Source organism: Pseudomonas sp. Sample_14 (assembly GCF_004307515.1).
Classification (GTDB): Bacteria; Pseudomonadota; Gammaproteobacteria; order Pseudomonadales; family Pseudomonadaceae; genus Aquipseudomonas; species Aquipseudomonas atacamensis.
The window spans coordinates 207,709-224,923 of record NZ_RCOC01000026.1; the positions used below are offsets into that span (position 1 = coordinate 207,709).

12 protein-coding genes and 3 pseudogenes are annotated in these 17,215 nt (G+C 62.9%); 3 read left to right on the forward strand and 12 right to left on the reverse strand.

The window, feature by feature from the left end; genetic code table 11:
* Positions 1–142: 142 nt before the first annotated feature.
* The 3 genes from D8U61_RS06515 to D8U61_RS06525 form a co-directional block, all read right to left on the reverse strand.
* Positions 143–2,776, reverse strand: coding sequence for an excinuclease ABC subunit UvrA (locus tag D8U61_RS06515; protein WP_130926614.1), 2,634 nt, complete (start codon positions 2,774–2,776; stop codon positions 143–145).
* A gap of 38 nt (positions 2,777–2,814) precedes the next feature.
* Positions 2,815–4,926 (reverse strand): PAS domain-containing hybrid sensor histidine kinase/response regulator, encoded by a 2,112-nt coding sequence (locus D8U61_RS06520; RefSeq protein ID WP_130926615.1) that lies wholly within the window; start codon positions 4,924–4,926, stop codon positions 2,815–2,817.
* 135 nt (positions 4,927–5,061) lie between these two features.
* Entirely contained in the window at positions 5,062–5,751 is a 690-nt protein-coding gene (locus D8U61_RS06525; RefSeq protein ID WP_130926616.1) for a GntR family transcriptional regulator, read from the reverse strand.
* A 248-nt stretch (positions 5,752–5,999) separates the two neighbouring features.
* On the opposite strand from D8U61_RS06525, the pseudogene D8U61_RS28040 reads away from it, so the two are divergent.
* The 3 pseudogenes from D8U61_RS28040 to D8U61_RS28050 form a co-directional block, all read left to right on the forward strand.
* Positions 6,000–6,125, forward strand: a pseudogene (locus D8U61_RS28040) (metal ABC transporter ATP-binding protein); the annotation flags it as partial.
* Positions 6,126–6,133: 8 nt separating this feature from the next.
* Positions 6,134–6,259: pseudogene (locus D8U61_RS28045) on the forward strand (metal ABC transporter ATP-binding protein); the annotation flags it as partial.
* A gap of 8 nt (positions 6,260–6,267) precedes the next feature.
* Positions 6,268–6,393 (forward strand): annotated as a pseudogene (locus tag D8U61_RS28050) (metal ABC transporter ATP-binding protein); the annotation flags it as partial.
* 143 nt (positions 6,394–6,536) lie between these two features.
* On the opposite strand, the gene D8U61_RS06545 reads toward D8U61_RS28050, so the two are convergent.
* The 9 genes from D8U61_RS06545 to D8U61_RS06585 all read right to left on the reverse strand — a co-directional run bounded on the left by D8U61_RS06545 (position 6,537) and on the right by D8U61_RS06585 (position 17,077).
* Complete coding sequence (locus D8U61_RS06545) at positions 6,537–9,614, reverse strand: error-prone DNA polymerase (protein WP_130926617.1); 3,078 nt, start codon at positions 9,612–9,614, stop codon at positions 6,537–6,539.
* The gene (locus D8U61_RS06550; RefSeq protein ID WP_130926618.1) at positions 9,611–11,026 is read right to left on the reverse strand and encodes a DNA polymerase Y family protein; all 1,416 of its coding nucleotides are present in this window, start codon (positions 11,024–11,026) and stop codon (positions 9,611–9,613) included. The genes D8U61_RS06545 and D8U61_RS06550 overlap by 4 nt, the downstream gene beginning before the upstream one ends.
* Positions 11,027–11,031: 5 nt before the next feature.
* Positions 11,032–11,649: a translesion DNA synthesis-associated protein ImuA gene (gene imuA / locus D8U61_RS06555; protein WP_130926619.1), complete on the reverse strand. Its 618-nt coding sequence runs from the start codon at positions 11,647–11,649 to the stop codon at positions 11,032–11,034.
* A complete protein-coding gene (lexA, locus tag D8U61_RS06560; RefSeq protein WP_130926620.1) occupies positions 11,649–12,266 on the reverse strand; it encodes a transcriptional repressor LexA in 618 nt (205 codons plus the stop codon). Before lexA ends, imuA begins: the two co-directional genes overlap by 1 nt.
* A 193-nt stretch (positions 12,267–12,459) precedes the next feature.
* Complete coding sequence (locus tag D8U61_RS06565; RefSeq protein ID WP_130926621.1) at positions 12,460–12,738, reverse strand: DUF971 domain-containing protein; 279 nt, start codon at positions 12,736–12,738, stop codon at positions 12,460–12,462.
* Positions 12,735–13,697, reverse strand: coding sequence for a HEAT repeat domain-containing protein (locus D8U61_RS06570; RefSeq protein WP_130926622.1), 963 nt, complete (start codon positions 13,695–13,697; stop codon positions 12,735–12,737). The genes D8U61_RS06565 and D8U61_RS06570 overlap by 4 nt, the downstream gene beginning before the upstream one ends.
* Complete coding sequence (locus D8U61_RS06575) at positions 13,694–14,542, reverse strand: ABC transporter ATP-binding protein (protein ID WP_130926623.1); 849 nt, start codon at positions 14,540–14,542, stop codon at positions 13,694–13,696. Before D8U61_RS06575 ends, D8U61_RS06570 begins: the two co-directional genes overlap by 4 nt.
* Positions 14,542–15,321, reverse strand: a complete 780-nt coding sequence (locus tag D8U61_RS06580) for an ABC transporter permease (RefSeq protein ID WP_130926624.1) — start codon at positions 15,319–15,321, stop codon at positions 14,542–14,544. The genes D8U61_RS06575 and D8U61_RS06580 overlap by 1 nt, the downstream gene beginning before the upstream one ends.
* 331 nt (positions 15,322–15,652) lie before the next feature.
* Positions 15,653–17,077 carry an ABC transporter substrate-binding protein gene (locus D8U61_RS06585; RefSeq protein WP_177433308.1) on the reverse strand — a complete coding sequence of 475 codons (1,425 nt, stop codon included), beginning with the start codon at positions 17,075–17,077 and terminating at the stop codon, positions 15,653–15,655.
* Between the last annotated feature and the right edge of the window lie 138 nt (positions 17,078–17,215).

A 17,215-nucleotide genomic window follows, 5' to 3' on the forward strand; every position in this document is an offset into this window, starting at 1 on the left:
CAGCTCATCTGCGGCTGACATTCCGCTTTCGCGAGCAGGCTCGCTCCCACAGGGGATCTGGTGTGTGACGACCTGTCTGGGTACACCATTCAAAACTGTGGGAGCGAGCCTGCTCGCGAAGGCGTTCGGCAGGTCGCTGCCATCATCGGCTTAATGCCCGAGCCAGAAACGGCGCAGTCTTGCTCTTCTTGCTGGTGGCGACTTTCTGCGGTGTGCCGGCGGCGACGATACTGCCGCCCTGATCGCCCGCTCCAGGGCCGATGTCGATCACCCAGTCGCTCTGCGCGACGACACGCATTTCGTGTTCGACCACAATCACCGTGTGCCCCGCCGTCACCAGCGTATCCAGCTGTTCCAGCAAGCGATCGACATCCCTAGGATGCAATCCCGTGGTCGGCTCATCCAACACATACAAGGTCGCGCCACGCTGGCTGCGCTGCAACTCGGTCGCCAGTTTGATCCGTTGCGCCTCACCACCGGACAGTTCCGTGGCCGGTTGCCCCAGACGCAGATAACCCAGACCGATATCGCGCAGCACCTCTAGCGAACGACGAATCCCTGGCTGCTCGGCAAACACGGACACCGCCTCATCGACATTCAGTTGCAGCACCTGAGCGATGCTCAAGCCCTGCCAGAGAATCGCCAGCGTCTGCGGGTTATACCGCGCGCCATGACAGGTCGGGCACGGCGCATACACGCTGGGCATGAACAGCAATTCAACACTGACAAAACCTTCGCCCTCACACGTGGCGCAACGGCCCTTGGCGACGTTGAAGGAAAACTGCCCGGCGTCATAGCCCGCCGCTTGTGCCTCAGGTGTCGCGGCGAACAGCTTGCGCACGTTGTCGAACAAACCGGTGTAAGTCGCCAGATTGGAGCGCGGCGTGCGTCCAATGGGTTTCTGATCAACCTGCACCAAGCGTTTGATCGACTCCAGGCCGGCGCTGATCTGCCCGGTGCTGGGCGACGGCGTGTCATCTTCCAGACTCGGTTCTTCCGACTCGGCCTCGGCCATTGGCCGGCCCAACTGCGCGCCGACCAGTTCCAGCAAGGCCTGACTGACCAGACTCGATTTGCCAGAACCCGATACGCCGGTCACCGAGGTGAAGCAGCCCAAGGGGAATTCGGCGTTGAGATTATTCAGGTTGTTGCGCGTCACGCCGTCCAGCTTCAGCCACCCGCTCGGCTTGCGTGCGGCGCGCTCAGGGCGCTGGTTTTCCGCGAATAGATAAGCGCGGGTCTGCGAGTCTGCAATATCAGCAAGTCCCGCAGGCGGACCGCTGTACAACACGCGGCCGCCCTTTTCGCCCGCCGCCGGGCCGACATCGATCAGCCAGTCGGCACGGCGCATGGTTTCGACATCGTGCTCGACCACAAACAGCGTGTTGCCGTCGGCCTTCAAGCGCTGCAACGCCTCGAACAGCGCCTCGCCATCCGCCGGATGCAGACCGGCAGACGGTTCGTCCAGCACATAAATCACCCCGAACAGCTGCGAACCCAATTGCGTGGCCAGGCGCAAACGCTGCAACTCGCCCGACGATAAGGTCGGCGTACTGCGTTCCAGCGCCAGATACCCCAGGCCGAGATCGGTCAGGGTGCTGACCCGCTCCAGCAAATCCTCAGCGATGCGCTGCGCCGCCAAGCGTTTTTCCAGCGACAGGTTCGGCGTGTGGCGCACGTCCGGTGCGCTGGCATGCCCGCTGGCGCCATGGGCGACCCGCTGCTGACGCGCCTCGCGGGTTTGCGCATGGCTGAGGGTGTCGCCGCTCTCCTCGGCCTGTTCCAGATAATTTGCTGCTGCTACAGGCCGCAGCACTTCGGCCACTTGCAGCAACGGCATCTGCGACAACTCGCCAATGTCGTAGCCGGCAAAGGTCACCGACAACGCCTCGCGCTTGAGCCGTTTGCCCTCGCACAACGGGCACGGGCTGCCGCGCATGAACTGCGAAACACGCTTCTTCATCAGCGCACTTTGCGAGTGGGTGAAGGTGTGCAGGATGTAGCGCCGCGCGCCAGTGAAGGTACCCTGATAACTCGGTTCCATCTTGCGTTTGAGGGCGACGCGGGTTTCTTCCGGGGTCAGCCCGGCGTACACCGGCACCGTCGGCGTCTCTTCAGTGAAGAGAATCCAGTCGCGCTGCTTTTTCGGCAGTTTCTTCCAGGGAATATCGACATCAATGCCCATGGTCACCAGGATGTCGCGCAGGTTCTGCCCCTGCCACGCCAAGGGCCAAGACGCCACGGCGCGCTGGCGGATGGTCAGGTTCGGGTCCGGCACCATCAGCGCTTCGGTCACTTCATAGACGCGGCCAAGTCCGTGACACTCCGGGCAGGCGCCCTGCGGCGTGTTCGGTGAAAAGTCTTCGGCATACAACATCGGCTGCCCCGGCGGATAACTGCCGGCGCGGGAATAGAGCATGCGGATCAGGCTCGACAACGTCGTCACGCTGCCCACCGACGAACGCGCGCTCGGCGTGCCGCGCTGCTGTTGCAAAGCGACGGCGGGCGGCAGTCCTTCGATGGAATCGACATCCGGCACGCCGACCTGATCGATCAGCCGCCGCGCGTACGGCGCCACCGATTCGAAATACCGCCGCTGGGCCTCGGCATACAGAGTGGAAAACGCCAGCGACGACTTGCCCGAACCGGAGACACCGGTGAACACCACCAGCGCATCGCGCGGAATATCGACATCAACGTTCTTCAGGTTATGTTCGCGGGCGCCGCGCACACGAACCATGCCGGCGGGTGCTTTGGAATTGCGCTTGGAAATCATCGGCCTGCCTTGATTGAAAAACTGGGCAGCGCTCGGCATCAGGTGCCGAGCACCTCGCAAATCATCTGCAGTAACGCTTGCGGGCTGTAGGGTTTGCCGAGCAGATGGGTATCGGGGCTGAGCTGGTGGTCGCGGGAAATGATGTCGCGGGTATGCCCGGAAGTGAACAGCACCGGCACCGGCGGTGTCTGCACCTTGGCCCACGCGGCCAGATCCGAACTCTTGATCAGGCCGGGCATGACCACGTCGGTGAAGATCAGATCGATCTCGATGCCTTCCAGCAACATCTGCATGGCCACGTCGCCATTGCACGCGGTCATCACCCGATAGCCTTCCTCGCGCAGCAACTCCACCGCCGAAGCGCGCACCGCGTCATTGTCTTCCACCACCAGAATGGTTTCGTGGCCGCCGCTCTTGCGTTCGCCAACACTGGCGGTCTCTTCGCGAACCGGGCGCAGACTGCGCGGGAAATACAACTGCACCCGCGTGCCTTCGCCGAGCTTGCTGTCGATCTCGACGTGGCCGCCACTCTGTTTGACGAAGCCGAACACCATGCTCAAACCGAGCCCGGTGCCCTGGCCGTCGGCCTTGGTGGTGAAGAACGGTTCGAAGACCTGTTCCAGCATTTGTGGGGCAATACCCACGCCGGTGTCGGTGACCGCCACGCGAACATACTCACCGGCCGCTATGCCCTTGCCGGCGCAATATTCGCTGTCCAGGCAGACATTGGCGGCACTGAGGCCGATTACGCCCTCGCCCTTCATCGCGTCGCGGGCGTTGATCGCCAGATTGAGAATCGCGTTTTCCAGTTGGTTGCGGTCGACATTGATATGCCACGGCTGCGGCGGCAACTGCACGTCGATCTGAATGGTTTCGCCCAAGGCGCGTTGCAGCAACTCGCCGACGCCTTCGAAAATCTGTTCTGGGTTGCACACGGCGGGTGAAAGCGGTTGCCGCCGGGCAAATGCGAGCAATTGTGAAGACAGTTTGGCCCCGCGCTCGACCGCCGCCAGCGAAGCCCCGACCCGGCGCTGCACGTTGGCATTGTTGGGCTCATGCCGAGCGAGCAAATGCAGGTTGCCGGCGATCACTTGCAGCAGATTGTTGAAGTCATGGGCAACGCCACCGGTCAGGCCGCCGATGGCTTCAAGTTTCTGCGACTGGCGAAGCTGTTCCTCAGCCGCCAGCCGCGCATCCACTTCGGCGGCCACGCGCTGTTCGAGGTTGCGGGTGAATTTGAGCAGCGACTCTTCAGCATTCTTGCGCTCATGAATATCGATCAGCACGCCGGGGAAGCGAAACGGCCTTCCGTCTTCATCGAACTCGCAGGCACCACTGGCCAGCACCCACAGATATTGGCCATCGCCGCGCTGTACGCGGTACTCGGCGTTGTAGGGCTCGCCAGTGCGCACACAATGGGCGACGCGCTCCTGGACCCATGGGTGGTCGTCGGGATGAATGCGCGATTCGGCGATCTCTTGTTGCAGATCGCTCAAGTCCTGATCCGGCGGATAGGAAAAGGTGCGGGCGAAACGTTCGTCAGCGGAGAAGCGATTGTTCTTGATGTCCCAGACAAACGAGCCAAGCAGTGCGCCGGCATTCAGCGCCAGACGCACGCGCTCGTTGTCGGCGCGATAGGCATCTTCGGCCGCCTGACGCAGGCGCTCGGAATGCACCAGTTCGGTGGTTTCGACCACCATCGCCATGACGCCGCCGGGCACGCCTTCGTCGTTGGCCACCGGGCTGTAATACAAATCCATCCAGACGTCTTCAGGCACGCCGTCGCGCAGCAATACCAGCTCTTTGTTGCGATAGGACAAGGTGCCACCGGCCAGGCAGGTGTCAACGACGTGGCGGTTGAATTCGGCGACTTCCGGCCAGCCCAGCTCAACCGGCACGCCAAGCAGATAAGGATGGCGGCCACCGGCAAATTCGGAATAAGCGTCGTTGTAGATCATGTAGCCGGCGTGCCCCCACAGCATCACCATGGGCAACGGCGAAGCCAGCATCAGTTGCACGGTGTTGCACAGGCTGGCCGGCCATTCGACGAGCGCGCCAAGTTCCGTGTGGCTCCAGTCGAACGCACGGATGCGCTCGGCCATTTCGCCTTTCCAGCCCTCACAGCCGTGGCTTTCGGATAAAAACTGCATCGCCTGACTCAGTGTCCTTTTTTGCGGTTTTCCGATCTATCGCAACGCTACAACGACGCGACGCCCGTGTGTTTCGAGGCTGTGAAAACGCATTGGTTTCATCGCAGGTATAGCCGATTTACGACGCAGAGCCATTCAGACGCCGATCAAGTGCTTGAGTGGGTGATAGCCGGTTTTCATTTTTGCCGCGACGTCGAGGATCGCCTTCTCGATTCCGTTGAGGTGCGTACAGGTCAGTTCGATCGCGGCGCTCTGATCGCCGGCTTCGATGTACTCGAGCAAACGCAGGTGTTCATCGTCGCGGCAGGCTTGATGACGGTCATCATCGAGCGCGGCGGCATACAGCGAAGCCCGCGAGATCAGCTTCTGGAACCAGTCGAGCAGTACCGGATTGTTCAGGCTGCGCGCCAGTTTGAGGTGGAACTCGCCGAGCAGATGGATGAGTCGTTCATGGTCGCCGGCAGCATGCGCGGCATCTTCCAGTAACAAGTGCTCACGCAGATCCTGCATGGCAACGCTGTCTCTACGCCGGCACAGTTCGGTGACGATGCCGATCTCGATCAGCCGCCGGGTTTCGAACAACGAACGCAGCTCTGCGTCACTGGGCAGCGACACCGATGCACCTTTGTTGGGCTCAGTGGTGACCAGACCATCGGCTTCCAATTGCTTGAGCGCAGCCCGCACCGAGGTGCGGCTGACATTGAACAGCTCGGCCAGCGAGGCCTCGCCCAGCTTCATGCCCGGGCGCAACGAACGCTTGCTGATCGCCGCATAAACCCCTTGGTAGACGCGATCGACCGTGGTTTCCAGCTTCTTTTCGCTCATTCGAACACTCCTTTGGCGTCGGGCAATTCATCCTGGCAGTGGCTCGCCATGGAGTTGATCGGGTTCCCGTACCGGTGTGAAGCGCAGAATATCTGCCTTCGGCCCAAAGGTGCAGCCTTTTGATTTATCTCGATTTTGAATAGACAGCCAAAACCTGTGGGAGCGAGCCTGCTCGCGAAGGCGGCGGCACATTCAACATCTTCATCGCCTGACACTGCGCTTTCGCGAGCAGGCTCGCTCCCACACTGATACGGGGCAGATCGACCATCTTCATCGCAACCAAAACCCCTGTGGGAGCGAGCCTGCTCGCGAAGGCGGCGGCACAGTCAACATTGTCATTGCCTGACAGTCCGCTTTCGCGAGCAAGCTCGCTCCCACACTGATACGGGGCAGATCGACCATCTTCATCGCAACCAAAATCCCTGTGGGAGCGAGCTTGCTCGCGAAGGCGGCGGCACATTCAACATCGTCATTGCCTGACAGTCCGCTTTCGCGAGCAAGCTCGCTCCCACACTGATCCGGGGCCGATCAACCATCTTCATCGCAACCAAAACCCCTGTGGGAGCGAGCCTGCTCGCGAAGGCGGCGGCACAGTCAACATTGTCATTGCCTGACAGTCCGCTTTCGCGAGCAAGCTCGCTCCCACACTGATACGGGGCAGATCGACCATCTTCATCGCAACCAAAATCCCTGTGGGAGCGAGCTTGCTCGCGAAGGCGGCGGCACATTCAACATCGTCATCGCCTGACACTGCGCTTTCGCGAGCAGGCTCGCTGCCACAAAGGTCAGTGAAAATCGCGGCTTTGCACATGAATGCCATTGAGCAGCGGGCTCAGGTCGCTCATGCGCCCGGCGATCAGGTGGCGCACATCGCCTTCGCGTTCCCAGCGGCCGTCGACCTTGAGCAATTGCGAACCCACCAGCACTTGGCGCTGACGCTCGGCCAGGTCACGCCAGACCACCACGTTGACGTTGCCGAACTCGTCTTCCAGGGTCACGAACGTCACCCCGCTGGCCGTACCGGGGCGCTGTCGGCCGGTGACCAGCCCGGCCACGCTGACCGGCCGGCCATGTTCGATATCCATCAATTCGCGCGAGCTGCGGCAGCGCCGGGCCTGCAACTCGCCACGCAACAATGCCAACGGGTGCGGCCCCAGCGTCGTCCCCACCGTGGCGTAATCAGCATGCAAGTCTTCGCCAACGCTGGGGTTGGGCAGGACGATTTTGACTTCTTCCTCGTTGGGCAAGCCGGCGAACAGGCCGAGTTGTTTCTGCACCCCGGCCACTTCCCAACGCGCACGATGACGATGCCCGGCCAGACCGCGCAAGGCGCCGGAGTCCGCCAGCAAGGCCTGCGCACGACTGTCGAGGGCGGCGCGCTCGCCCAAATCGGCAACATCGGCAAACGCCCCGTGGCGGCGCGCGGCTTCGATGCGCCGGGCATCTTCTTCGCGAAACCCCTTGATCATGCGCAGGCCCATGCGAATCGCCGGTTGCCCGGCACTCAGCGGCTCGAGGCTGCAATCCCAGTCACTGGCGCGCACGTCCACCGGACGGATCTGCAATTGGTGCCGCCGCGCGTCCTGCAGAATCTGGTCCGGGCTGTAAAAGCCCATCGGCCAACTGTTGATCAGTGCACAGGCGAACGCCGCCGGTTCGTGACACTTGAGCCAGCAACTGGCGTAGGTCAGCAAGGCGAAACTGGCGGCGTGGGATTCGGGGAAGCCGTAACTGCCGAAGCCTTTGATCTGCTCGAAGATCTGCGCAGCGAATTCCGGTGTGTAGCCGTTCTTTTTCATGCCGGCGGCGAGGCGCTCCTTGTGCGGCTCCAGTCCGCCATGGCGCTTCCACGCCGCCATCGAGCGGCGCAACTGATCGGCCTCGCCGGGGCTATAGTCGGCAGCGACGATGGCGATCTGCATGACCTGTTCCTGGAACAACGGCACGCCCAGGGTTCTTTTGAGTACGACTTCGAGCGCCGGCGATGGATAGGTTTCCGCCTCTTCGTTATTACGTCGGCGCAGATACGGATGAACCATGCCGCCCTGAATCGGCCCGGGCCGGACGATCGCCACTTCAATCACCAGATCGTAGAAGGTCTTAGGCTTCAGGCGCGGCAGCATCGACATCTGCGCCCGCGACTCGATCTGGAACACGCCGACGGTATCGGCGCGACTGATCATTTCGTAGGTCGGTTTGTCTTCGGCGGGGATCGTCGCGAGCGTCAGGTTCAGATCACGATGCCGGCACAGCAGGTCGAAGCAGCGGCGAATCGCACTGAGCATGCCCAAGGCGAGGATATCCACCTTGAGCAGGCCGACCGCATCGAGGTCGTCCTTGTCCCACTGAATGATGGTGCGGTCGGCCATCGCCGCGTTTTCGACCGGCACCAAGGTGTCCAGCGGCTGCTCGGAAATCACAAAACCGCCGGGGTGCTGCGACAGATGCCGGGGGAAGCCGATCAGTTGCCCGGTCAGGCTCAGCACCCGGCGCAGCACCGGACTATCCGGGTCGAAGCCGCCTTCACGCAAACGTTCCAGCGGCGGCGTCTCATCGCTCCAGCGCCCGCAGCAGTCGGCCAGCGCGTTGATCTGATCCGGCGGCAGGCCGAGGGCCTTGGCCACATCGCGCACGGCGCCGGTGGCGTGATAGGTGCTGACCACCGCCGTCAGCGCCGCACGTCCCCGGCCGTAACGGTTGAACACGTATTGCAGGACTTCTTCGCGGCGCTCGTGCTCGAAATCGACATCGATGTCCGGCGGCTCGTTGCGCTCTTTGGACATGAAACGTTCGAACAACAGCGTGGTGCGCTCCGGGTCGATTTCGGTGATGCCCAAGGCATAACACACCGCCGAGTTGGCTGCCGAACCACGGCCCTGACAGAGGATTTTCTGTGTGCGGGCAAAGCGCACCACGTCGTGCACGGTGAGGAAATAGCTTTCGTAGCCGAGCTCGGCGATCAATTGCAACTCGTCATCGATCTGCTTGAGCACCTTGGCCTGAGGCCCTTGCGGCCAGCGCCAGGCAATGCCCTCCTCGGTCAGATGGCGCAACCAGGAACTGGCACTGTGGCCCTCGGGCACCAGCTCTTTCGGATATTGATAGCGCAGCTCGCTCAGATCGAAGGTGCAGCGTCTGGCCAGTTTTAGCGACGCTTCGAGCAAGTCCGGCGGATACAGGGCGCGCAGCTCATCGAGGCAACGCAAATGCCGCTCGCCATTGGGGTGCAGGCGCAGACCCGCTTCGGCCACGGGGACGTGATGACGGATCGCGGTCATGGTGTCCTGCAAGGCACGGCGCCCCCGGGCGTGCATGTGCACATCGCCGCTGGCCACGGCTGGAATCTGCAACTCAGCCGCCAGAGCCAACAATGCCGATAGTCGCTGCTGATCGTTCTGCCCGCGATGCAGTTGCACCGTGAGCCACAGGCGGTCGCCGAAGGTTCGTTTCAGCCAGCGCCCTTCTTCCCGGTCATCCACTGAATCCGGCACCCACAACACCAGCAAACCCGGCAGCGCTTCGGCGAAGTCTTCGCGCAGCACCTGATACTGGCCTTTCTGCGTACGCCGCCGGGCTTGGGTGATCAAGCCGCACAAGGCCTGATAACCGGCAAGGTTTTCCACCAGCAGCACCAGTTTCGGGCCGTTGTCGATGCGTATCTCGCTGCCGATGATCAACGGCAACTCAACGGACTTCGCCGCTTGCCACGCACGAACGATGCCGGCCAGGGTGCATTCGTCGGTGATCGCCAGCGCTTGATAGCCGTGCTTTTTCGCCCGCTGAAACAGTTCCAGCGCGCTCGAGGCTCCGCGCTGGAAACTGAAGTTCGACAGGCAATGCAGTTCGGCGTAATCGGCACTCATGCGAACCAGCCTTGCAGCCACAGCGGACCGCCCTCACCCACCGCCCGCCAGGCCCAACCCTGCTGACCGGCGCGGTTCTGGATCAGGTAGTAATCACGCCGCACGTCGCCACCGTCCCACCAACCGGATTCGATGCGCTCTGGCCCCATGAGAATCCGCGCCGAACCTTCCGGCACACTTTGCGGTTCGTTGAGCAGCCAGCCCGGACGCTGCACGCTGGGCAACCCCGTGCAAAGCTGTTTATCGGCAGCGTTCTGCCACGCGCACTCAGGGCGATGATCGGCCTGAAAGCGCAGCCCCTGCACCGCGTCATCACCCAGCCGTGCGCGCAGACGTTCGCGCAATTGCTCCCAGGGCAAGGTCTGCTGCGGGCGGTCGTCGAACAGCTCCTGATACTGCGGAACGAAACTCGGCAGGTCTTCGGCGCGCAAGCGAAAACCACGCACCGGTGCTTCGACCTGGACTTGCTCCAGCCGGCCACGGGCCAGTTCGAAGAGCATCGCCGCGTCACGCTCGGCGCTGAGCAGGCCGACCTTGATCACTGTGTCCGGCAGCCCGGCGTGTTCCAGAAGCAAATCGAAGCGCTGCACACCGCTGTCGCGCCCGCAGAGGAACGCCGACAAATCGCCGGTCAAGCGCCGTAACGGGAACAGCAAGGCTTGATGGGATTGCACGTCGAAATTCAGTTCGATGCGGATATCGAAACGGTCGGGCGGCAGATAGAACGCCAGCGCCAGAGGGCGTGCGCCGAACAGCGTATCCAAGTGCTTGAGCATCTGCGCTTCGAAACGCCGGGCCAGTGCCTGGCGTGGCAGGCTTTGCACCTGGCTGAGATTGCGCAGGCCCATGCGCGACAACGCCGTAGCGACATTCGGTTCCAGCCCGACGCGGTCGACCGGCAATTGCCCGAGATGATGCTGCAGAGCCTCGCCGTCCGGCACCACCAGGCCATCGTAGGCATTGGCCAGCACTCGCGCCGCCACCGGGTTCGGCGCGGCGACGATTCGATGGCGAAAGCCCAGATCTTTCAATTCCTGGCGCAGGCGAGCTTCAAATTGCGGCCAGGTACCGAACAGTCCGAGGCTGGATTCGATCTCGAAGACCACGGTACGCGGGTAATGCACGCTGACCTGAGCGCTGAAGCGATAGGCCCACGCGGCGAGAAACTGCTGCCAGTGCTCGACCTCGGCCACCTCATAATCGGCGGTGGCAAAGCCTTTGCTCATGGCTTGCGCGGCGGTCATCGACATGCCAGGGCGCAGGCCGAGTTTGCGTGCCGCCGGATTTACCGCTTGCAGCACCCGCCGCTGGGCCGGGCCGCTGAGCAGGACCAGCGGCTCTTCAGGGTCGGGCCGCTGACGCAGCACGGCATCGAGGGCCAATTGCGGAAACAGGATACATACCCAGCGCATGACAATCAGTGCCCCACGGCAAAGGCAATCGGCGTAGCACGCGCCAGCCCGCCACGGCATTTGAGTACGCGTAGCTGCGCCGGTTTGGCATCGATGGCAATCCGTAACGCTGCCGGTGACGGGTTGACCGCTTCGCTCAACGGGCGCCAGGCAAAGGCCAGGGTCTGGCCGGTTTCCGCCGCTACCTGCAAACGCCGCAAGGCTCGGTCATCGGCCTTGTTCGGCCAGCACAGCACCGCGCCGCAACTGCCCGAGCGCAGGCATTGCTCCGCCGCCCACAAGGCATCGCGCTTGCTGGCCTGAATCACCGACAACTGGCGCAGATCGACTCCGGCATTGGCCCAGGCCTGCGGGTATGGCACGAACGGCGGCGCCACCAGCACGATGCGCTCACCGGCCGCGGACAATCGCGCCAGGGTTGGCCAGACCAGTTGCAGCTCGCCGACACCGGGGCCGGCGAGAAGGATTTCGCTCAGCGCCGCTTCCGGCCAGCCGCCGCTGGGCAGAGCTGCGTCCAGTCCCGCATGCCCGGTCGGCTGCGGACTCGCCGCCGGTGGCGCAGGCCTGCCGCGCCAGACCTGGCCGCCATTGAACAGCGTATCCAACGCAACGACGGCGCCCATCAGCCTTGCCTCACCAGACCACAGAACACGCCTTCGATGGCCAGATCCTGATCGTTACGCACGACAATCGGCTTGTACGCCGGGTTACGCGGCAGCAGGCGCACTTCATCTTCGACCCGTTCGAAGCGTTTGATGGTGACTTCACCGTCCAGACGCGCAACGACAATCTGGCCGTTCAGCGCCTCGGGATTGCGCCGCACACCGACCAGATCGCCATCTAGAATGCCGTCTTCGATCATCGAGTCGCCCTGCACCCGCAGCATGTAATCCGGGGTGCGGGAGAACAGCGCCGGGTCGAGCAGCAAACGGTTATGGATATCGGCATCGGCGCCAATCGGTGCGCCGGCAGCCACGCGACCGAGTACGGGAATCTCCAGCAACTCCGGACGCGGTGGCTGACCGAGCAGGCGAATGCCCCGGGCCTGATGCGGATTGACCTCAATGAAACCGGCTTCGGTGAGCGCCAGCACATGCTTGCGCGCCACGCTGCGCGAGGCAAAACCAAAAGCCTCGCTGATTTCAGCGAGGCTTGGGGGCTGACCGTGCTCGGCGATGCGATCGCGGATAAAGGTCAGAATGGCGGTACGGCGGGGAGTGAGGTTTGTCATGGAGTACATTTGTACTCCTGTGGGAAATGCCTGACAAGAACCGCCAGTCGGCGCAAGCCGACGCAGGCAGCTGCCGAAGGCTGCGATCTGATCGTTCCCACGCTCTGCTTGGGAATGACTCAAGGGACGCTCCGCGTCCAGTGACGCGGAGCGTCACGGGCTGCATTCCCACGCGGAGCGTGGGAACGATCATCGGATAAGGTCAGTAAGCCAGTTGCGCCAGGTACTCCCACGGGTAAATCCCGCGTTGATGGCCATCGCTGAACACCAGTTGCACACCATAACCCTGTGGATTTACCTCGATCAGGCGCACGCGATCATCAACCAGCGGCGTGACGCCGCGCAGGCGAAATGCGCGGCATTGCGAGCATGGGCATTGCCGGCGCAGATCGGCATGCCTGAGCAACGATTCGCGCCCGTCCGGCCAGCTCAGGCGCAACGTGCGTGCACTCTGCGAGTTGCCCACCGCCAGCGGACTCATTGCAATTGACTCAGAGCGATGCGCACGGCTTTGCGCACTTCCGGGTCGCCGTCGTCCTGCGCTGCCTGCAACGCGGCCACGGCGCCGCGATCGTTCAACTCTCCAAGCGCCAGCGCGGCCTCCTTGCGCAGGTTGCTGATGCGGTGGCCGAGGGTGTCGATCAGCGCGTCCAGCGCCGGGACGAAACGCAGACGACCGAGGCTGCGAGCGGCGCGCAGGCGCACTTGCCAGTAATCATCCCTCAGCGCTTCGACCAAGGTCGGGCCGGCGTCGCTGTGGCCAACCTTGCCCAGCGTGGTCGCAGCTTCTTCGCGCACTTGCCAGGCAGGGTCGCGCAAAGCCTGGCGCAACGCCGGCAAGACTTCGGCGCCACTGGCCAGACCCAGCGCACCTGTCGCGGCGCGGCGCACTTCGGTGTCCGGGTCGTCGCTGGCCAGTTGCGCCAGAGCTGGCAGCGCGTCGAGCTGCTTGAGCCAGCCGAGCACACCGACCGCTTCGCGACGGACATTGGCATCGGTGTCCTCCAACGCGGCGACGGCAGCCGACGCGGCCTCGGCGAAGCGCAATTCGCGTAACGCCCGAAAGGCGGCGATGCGCACACTGACATCGGCATGTGCGGTCCACGGCAGAATGACCCGCCCCGCCGCTGCAGTCTTGAGCAGGCTCAGGCTTTGCGCCGCCGCCGATTGCACGGCGGGCGCCGGATCCGTCAGCGCTTCGCACAAGGCTTGCACGACCGCTTCATCCTCCCACGCTTCAAGCAATCGCGCAGCTTCAGCGCGAACATCCTCGGCAGGATCCTGACGAAGTCGATCAACCAGCCAGAGCAAACCATCCGGTTCCTCCAGATCAGCCAGATCAATCAGGGCAATGCGCCGCACGCCAGCGTCTTCAGCCGTCAGGCGCGGTTGCAGGGCGAGGATGTCTTCGTTGTCGGTCACAGCAAAAATAGAGGTCATAGGGCAAATCGCGGCAAAGGGTTTTCAGGAGGCAGGCCGAGCGGATTGAGGCGCGGCAGCGGTCGGTCGTTGTCGTGGCGCAGCAGGTCGAGGCAATGGCGTTTCAGGCGAGCGAACTCGGGGCTGGTCACCAGTTCACTGGTACGCGGGCGTGGAAAGTCCAGACGCAGGTCTTCGATGATTTGCCCGGGCCGGGCGCTCATTACCAGCAAGCGATCGGCTAGAAACAGCGCCTCGTCGATGTCGTGGGTGACGAAAACCACCGTGGTGCGGATGCGCGTCCAGATGTCCAGCAGCAGTTCCTGCATGTTCAAGCGGGTCAGCGCATCCAGCGCGCCGAACGGCTCGTCCATCAGCAACAGGCGCGGGCGATTGACCAGCACCCGGGCGATTTCTACCCGTTGCTGCATGCCCCCGGAGAGCTGATCGGGCCAGCGCTCGGCAAAGCCTTCGAGGCCGACCAGTTTGAGAATGTCGTCAGCGGCTCGATGCCGCTCAGCCTTGCCGACCCCGCGCATCTTCAGGCCGAAGGCGACGTTGTCGCGCACCGTACGCCATGGGAACAGCGTGTGGTGCTGAAACACCATGCCGCGTTGCGGCGACGGGCCGGTCACCGCGCTGCCGTCGACTTTCAAGCTGCCGGTACTGGCATTCAAGTGTCCGGCCAGGGCGCCAAGCAAGGTCGACTTGCCGCAACCGGACGGGCCGAGAATGCACACGAACTGGCCGGGTTCGATCTGGCAATCGAGACCCTGCACCGCTTCAAAGGCTTCGCGGCCCTGGCCGAGGACGATGGACAACTGGCGAATGTCGATCCGCCCTTCCGGGGTTTGCATGACGCTCATCAGGCTTTGCCTCGCGGTCGATGCCAAGGCGTGAACAAGCCGCCCAGGCGTTTGATCAGCCAACTGCTGCCCATGCCCAACACGCCGATCAGGAGCATGCCGACGACAATGTCGGCGTAGTTCTGAATGGTGTAGGACTCCCAGGTGTAGTAACCGATACCGAACTGCCCGGAGATCATTTCCGCCGTCACCAGGCAGAACCACGAAGTGCCCATGCCGATCGCCAGGCCGGTAATGATGCTCGGCGCAGCGCCCGGCAGAATCACCTCCAGCAGAATCGCCCGACGCCCTGCTCCGAGGCTTTTTGCCGAGGCGATCAGGCGTGGATCGACGCCTTCGACGCCGTGCACGGTGTTGAGCAGGATCGGGAACAGCGCGCCGGTGAAGGTGATAAAGACCATCGACAATTCCGAGGATGGAAACATCAGGATCGCCAGCGGAATCCACGCCACGGCGGGGATCGGGCGCAGGACCTCCAGTGGTGGCAGCAGAATGTCTTCGGCCCATTTCGACCGGCCGATGGCCAGGCCCAGGGCGATACCGATGATCAACGCCGCCACGTAACCGGCGAAGACGCGGCCGAGGCTGCTGCTCAGGTGCTGCCAGAGTTTGCCCGAGTCGCCCAGGCCCAGCGCGGCTTCGATCACCGCCAGTGGCGTCGGCACGTTGGCAAAGGTGACCAGGCCGAGGTTCCAGTGGTGGCTGGCGGCGAGTTGCCAGAAGAGCAGGCAGAGCAGCAGTGAGGCGGCTCTTGATATCCAGCGCAACGGTGTTTTCATAGTCCGGTTTCCAGTTCGGGTTCTGTGTGATGGCTGTGATTTACCCCCTCACCCCAGCCCTCTCCCCCAGGGGGGCGAGGGGGAAAGGGAGCCGATTTGCGTGCTTTTCACGACCTGAGTTCGACTCGGTACTTCACGTCGGCGTATCTCTCAACAACAACTCGGTCAGTCCCCTCTCCCTCCGGGAGAGGGTTAGGGTGAGGGGCTTTTGATCTTCAGCGCTTGCAGACCTGAGTTCGACTCGGTACTTCACGTCGGCGTATCTCTTACCAACAACTCGGTCAGTCCCCTCTCCCTCCGGGAGAGGGTTAGGGTGAGGGGCTTTTGATCTTCAGCGCGCAGCAACAACCTGCGCAGTGGCATCGCTGAAGTCGAACACCTTGCCACCCTGCCCCGCAGCGTATTGCTGGGCCTGGCCCTTGAGCAGAAATGCACTGAGGCGGCCCTTGGCGTCGCTGGCAAACCACGCCTGTTCAGCGAGCAACTTGATCCCGCTGTCGCTGGCCTGCGCATACACCGCACGAATGTTCTTGCCCTCCTGCTTCAACGCCGCCAACGCGGTGAACGCCGCTTCAGCCGAGCCATAACGGCGGACTTTTTCCTCGCCACGCACCCAGATCTCCGCGACATGGCTGACATCGGTGATGGCTTTGCCCGTCGCCGCATCCACACCCGGCAACGGCGTCTGCGCGTAGTTGGCCAGTTGCGCGGTGTAATCAAGGTTCGCAGCCTTGAACGCGGCGCGGATGTACTGGTCGTCGATGAAGCTGTTCAGGTCGAGCCCGCGATCGGCTTTCTTCAGCAGCTTCAGGGTATCGATGGCGGTACCGACGGCCTGGCGATATTCAGGCTTCCAGCTCAGGTCACGGGTCTGTACGCCGAGCGGGCCATGGAACAGGTAGTTGACCTCGGCATCGACCCCGGTGACTTTGGCGATCAGTTCGCTGTACTTCTCCGGTTCGGCGGCGAGCAGTTGGTTGGCTTCGATGCTCGCACGCAGATAGGCGACGACGATTTCCGGATACTTTTTCGCGTAGGCCTGATCGACCAGTGCGCCATGGAAAGTCGGCGCGTTGGCCTGGGCGCCGTCGTAGATCTTGCGGGCGAAACCACGGCTCGGGAACAGCTCGGCGAAGGGCACGAAATCGGCGTGGGCGTCGATCTTGCCGGCCTGCAATGCCGAGCCGGCGACTTCCGGTGGCTGGGCGATGATGTTGACATCCTTGAGCGGGTCCCAGCCCTGCTCTGCCACGGCGCGCAGCAACATGCCGTGAGCCGTCGAGGCGAACGGCACCGAAATGGTCTTGCCCTTGAGTTCGCTGAGGCTTTGCACCGACGAAGCGCTCGGCACGACGATGCCGTTGCCGCTGCCCTTGATGCTGCCCGACAGCACGCTGATGAACAGGCTGTGCTTGCCCGCCGTTTCGAACGCCACACCATTGAACGCACCGGGGAAATCGGCCATGGCGCCAAAGTCGAGTTTGCCGGCGACCATCTCGTTGGTCAGCGGCGCGCCACTGGTGAAGTTTTTCCACTGCACGTCGTACTTCGCGTCTTTGTAGGCGCCATCGTGGGGCAGGTATTTTTCCAGCAGACCGAGTTCACGGATCAACAGGCCACCGGCGGCGCAATTGATAGTGGTGTCCTGGGTGCCGATGGCGATGCGGATGGTTTCGGCCGAGGCCGACAAGGTGAATGAGGCCAGGACCAGCCCAGCGAGTGCTGCACGCAACATGAGTGTTTCCCCTCGAATCATTGGTTTGAAGTTCGTCTCCGCCGCGATCGGGGCGCGGTGGGAAACGAGGGGTGTTTTGCATTCAGCGTCCGGGGTTCACCGGATGGCTATTGGATAATCACAATTGCAACGTGGGAGCGAGCCTGCTCGCGAAGGCGG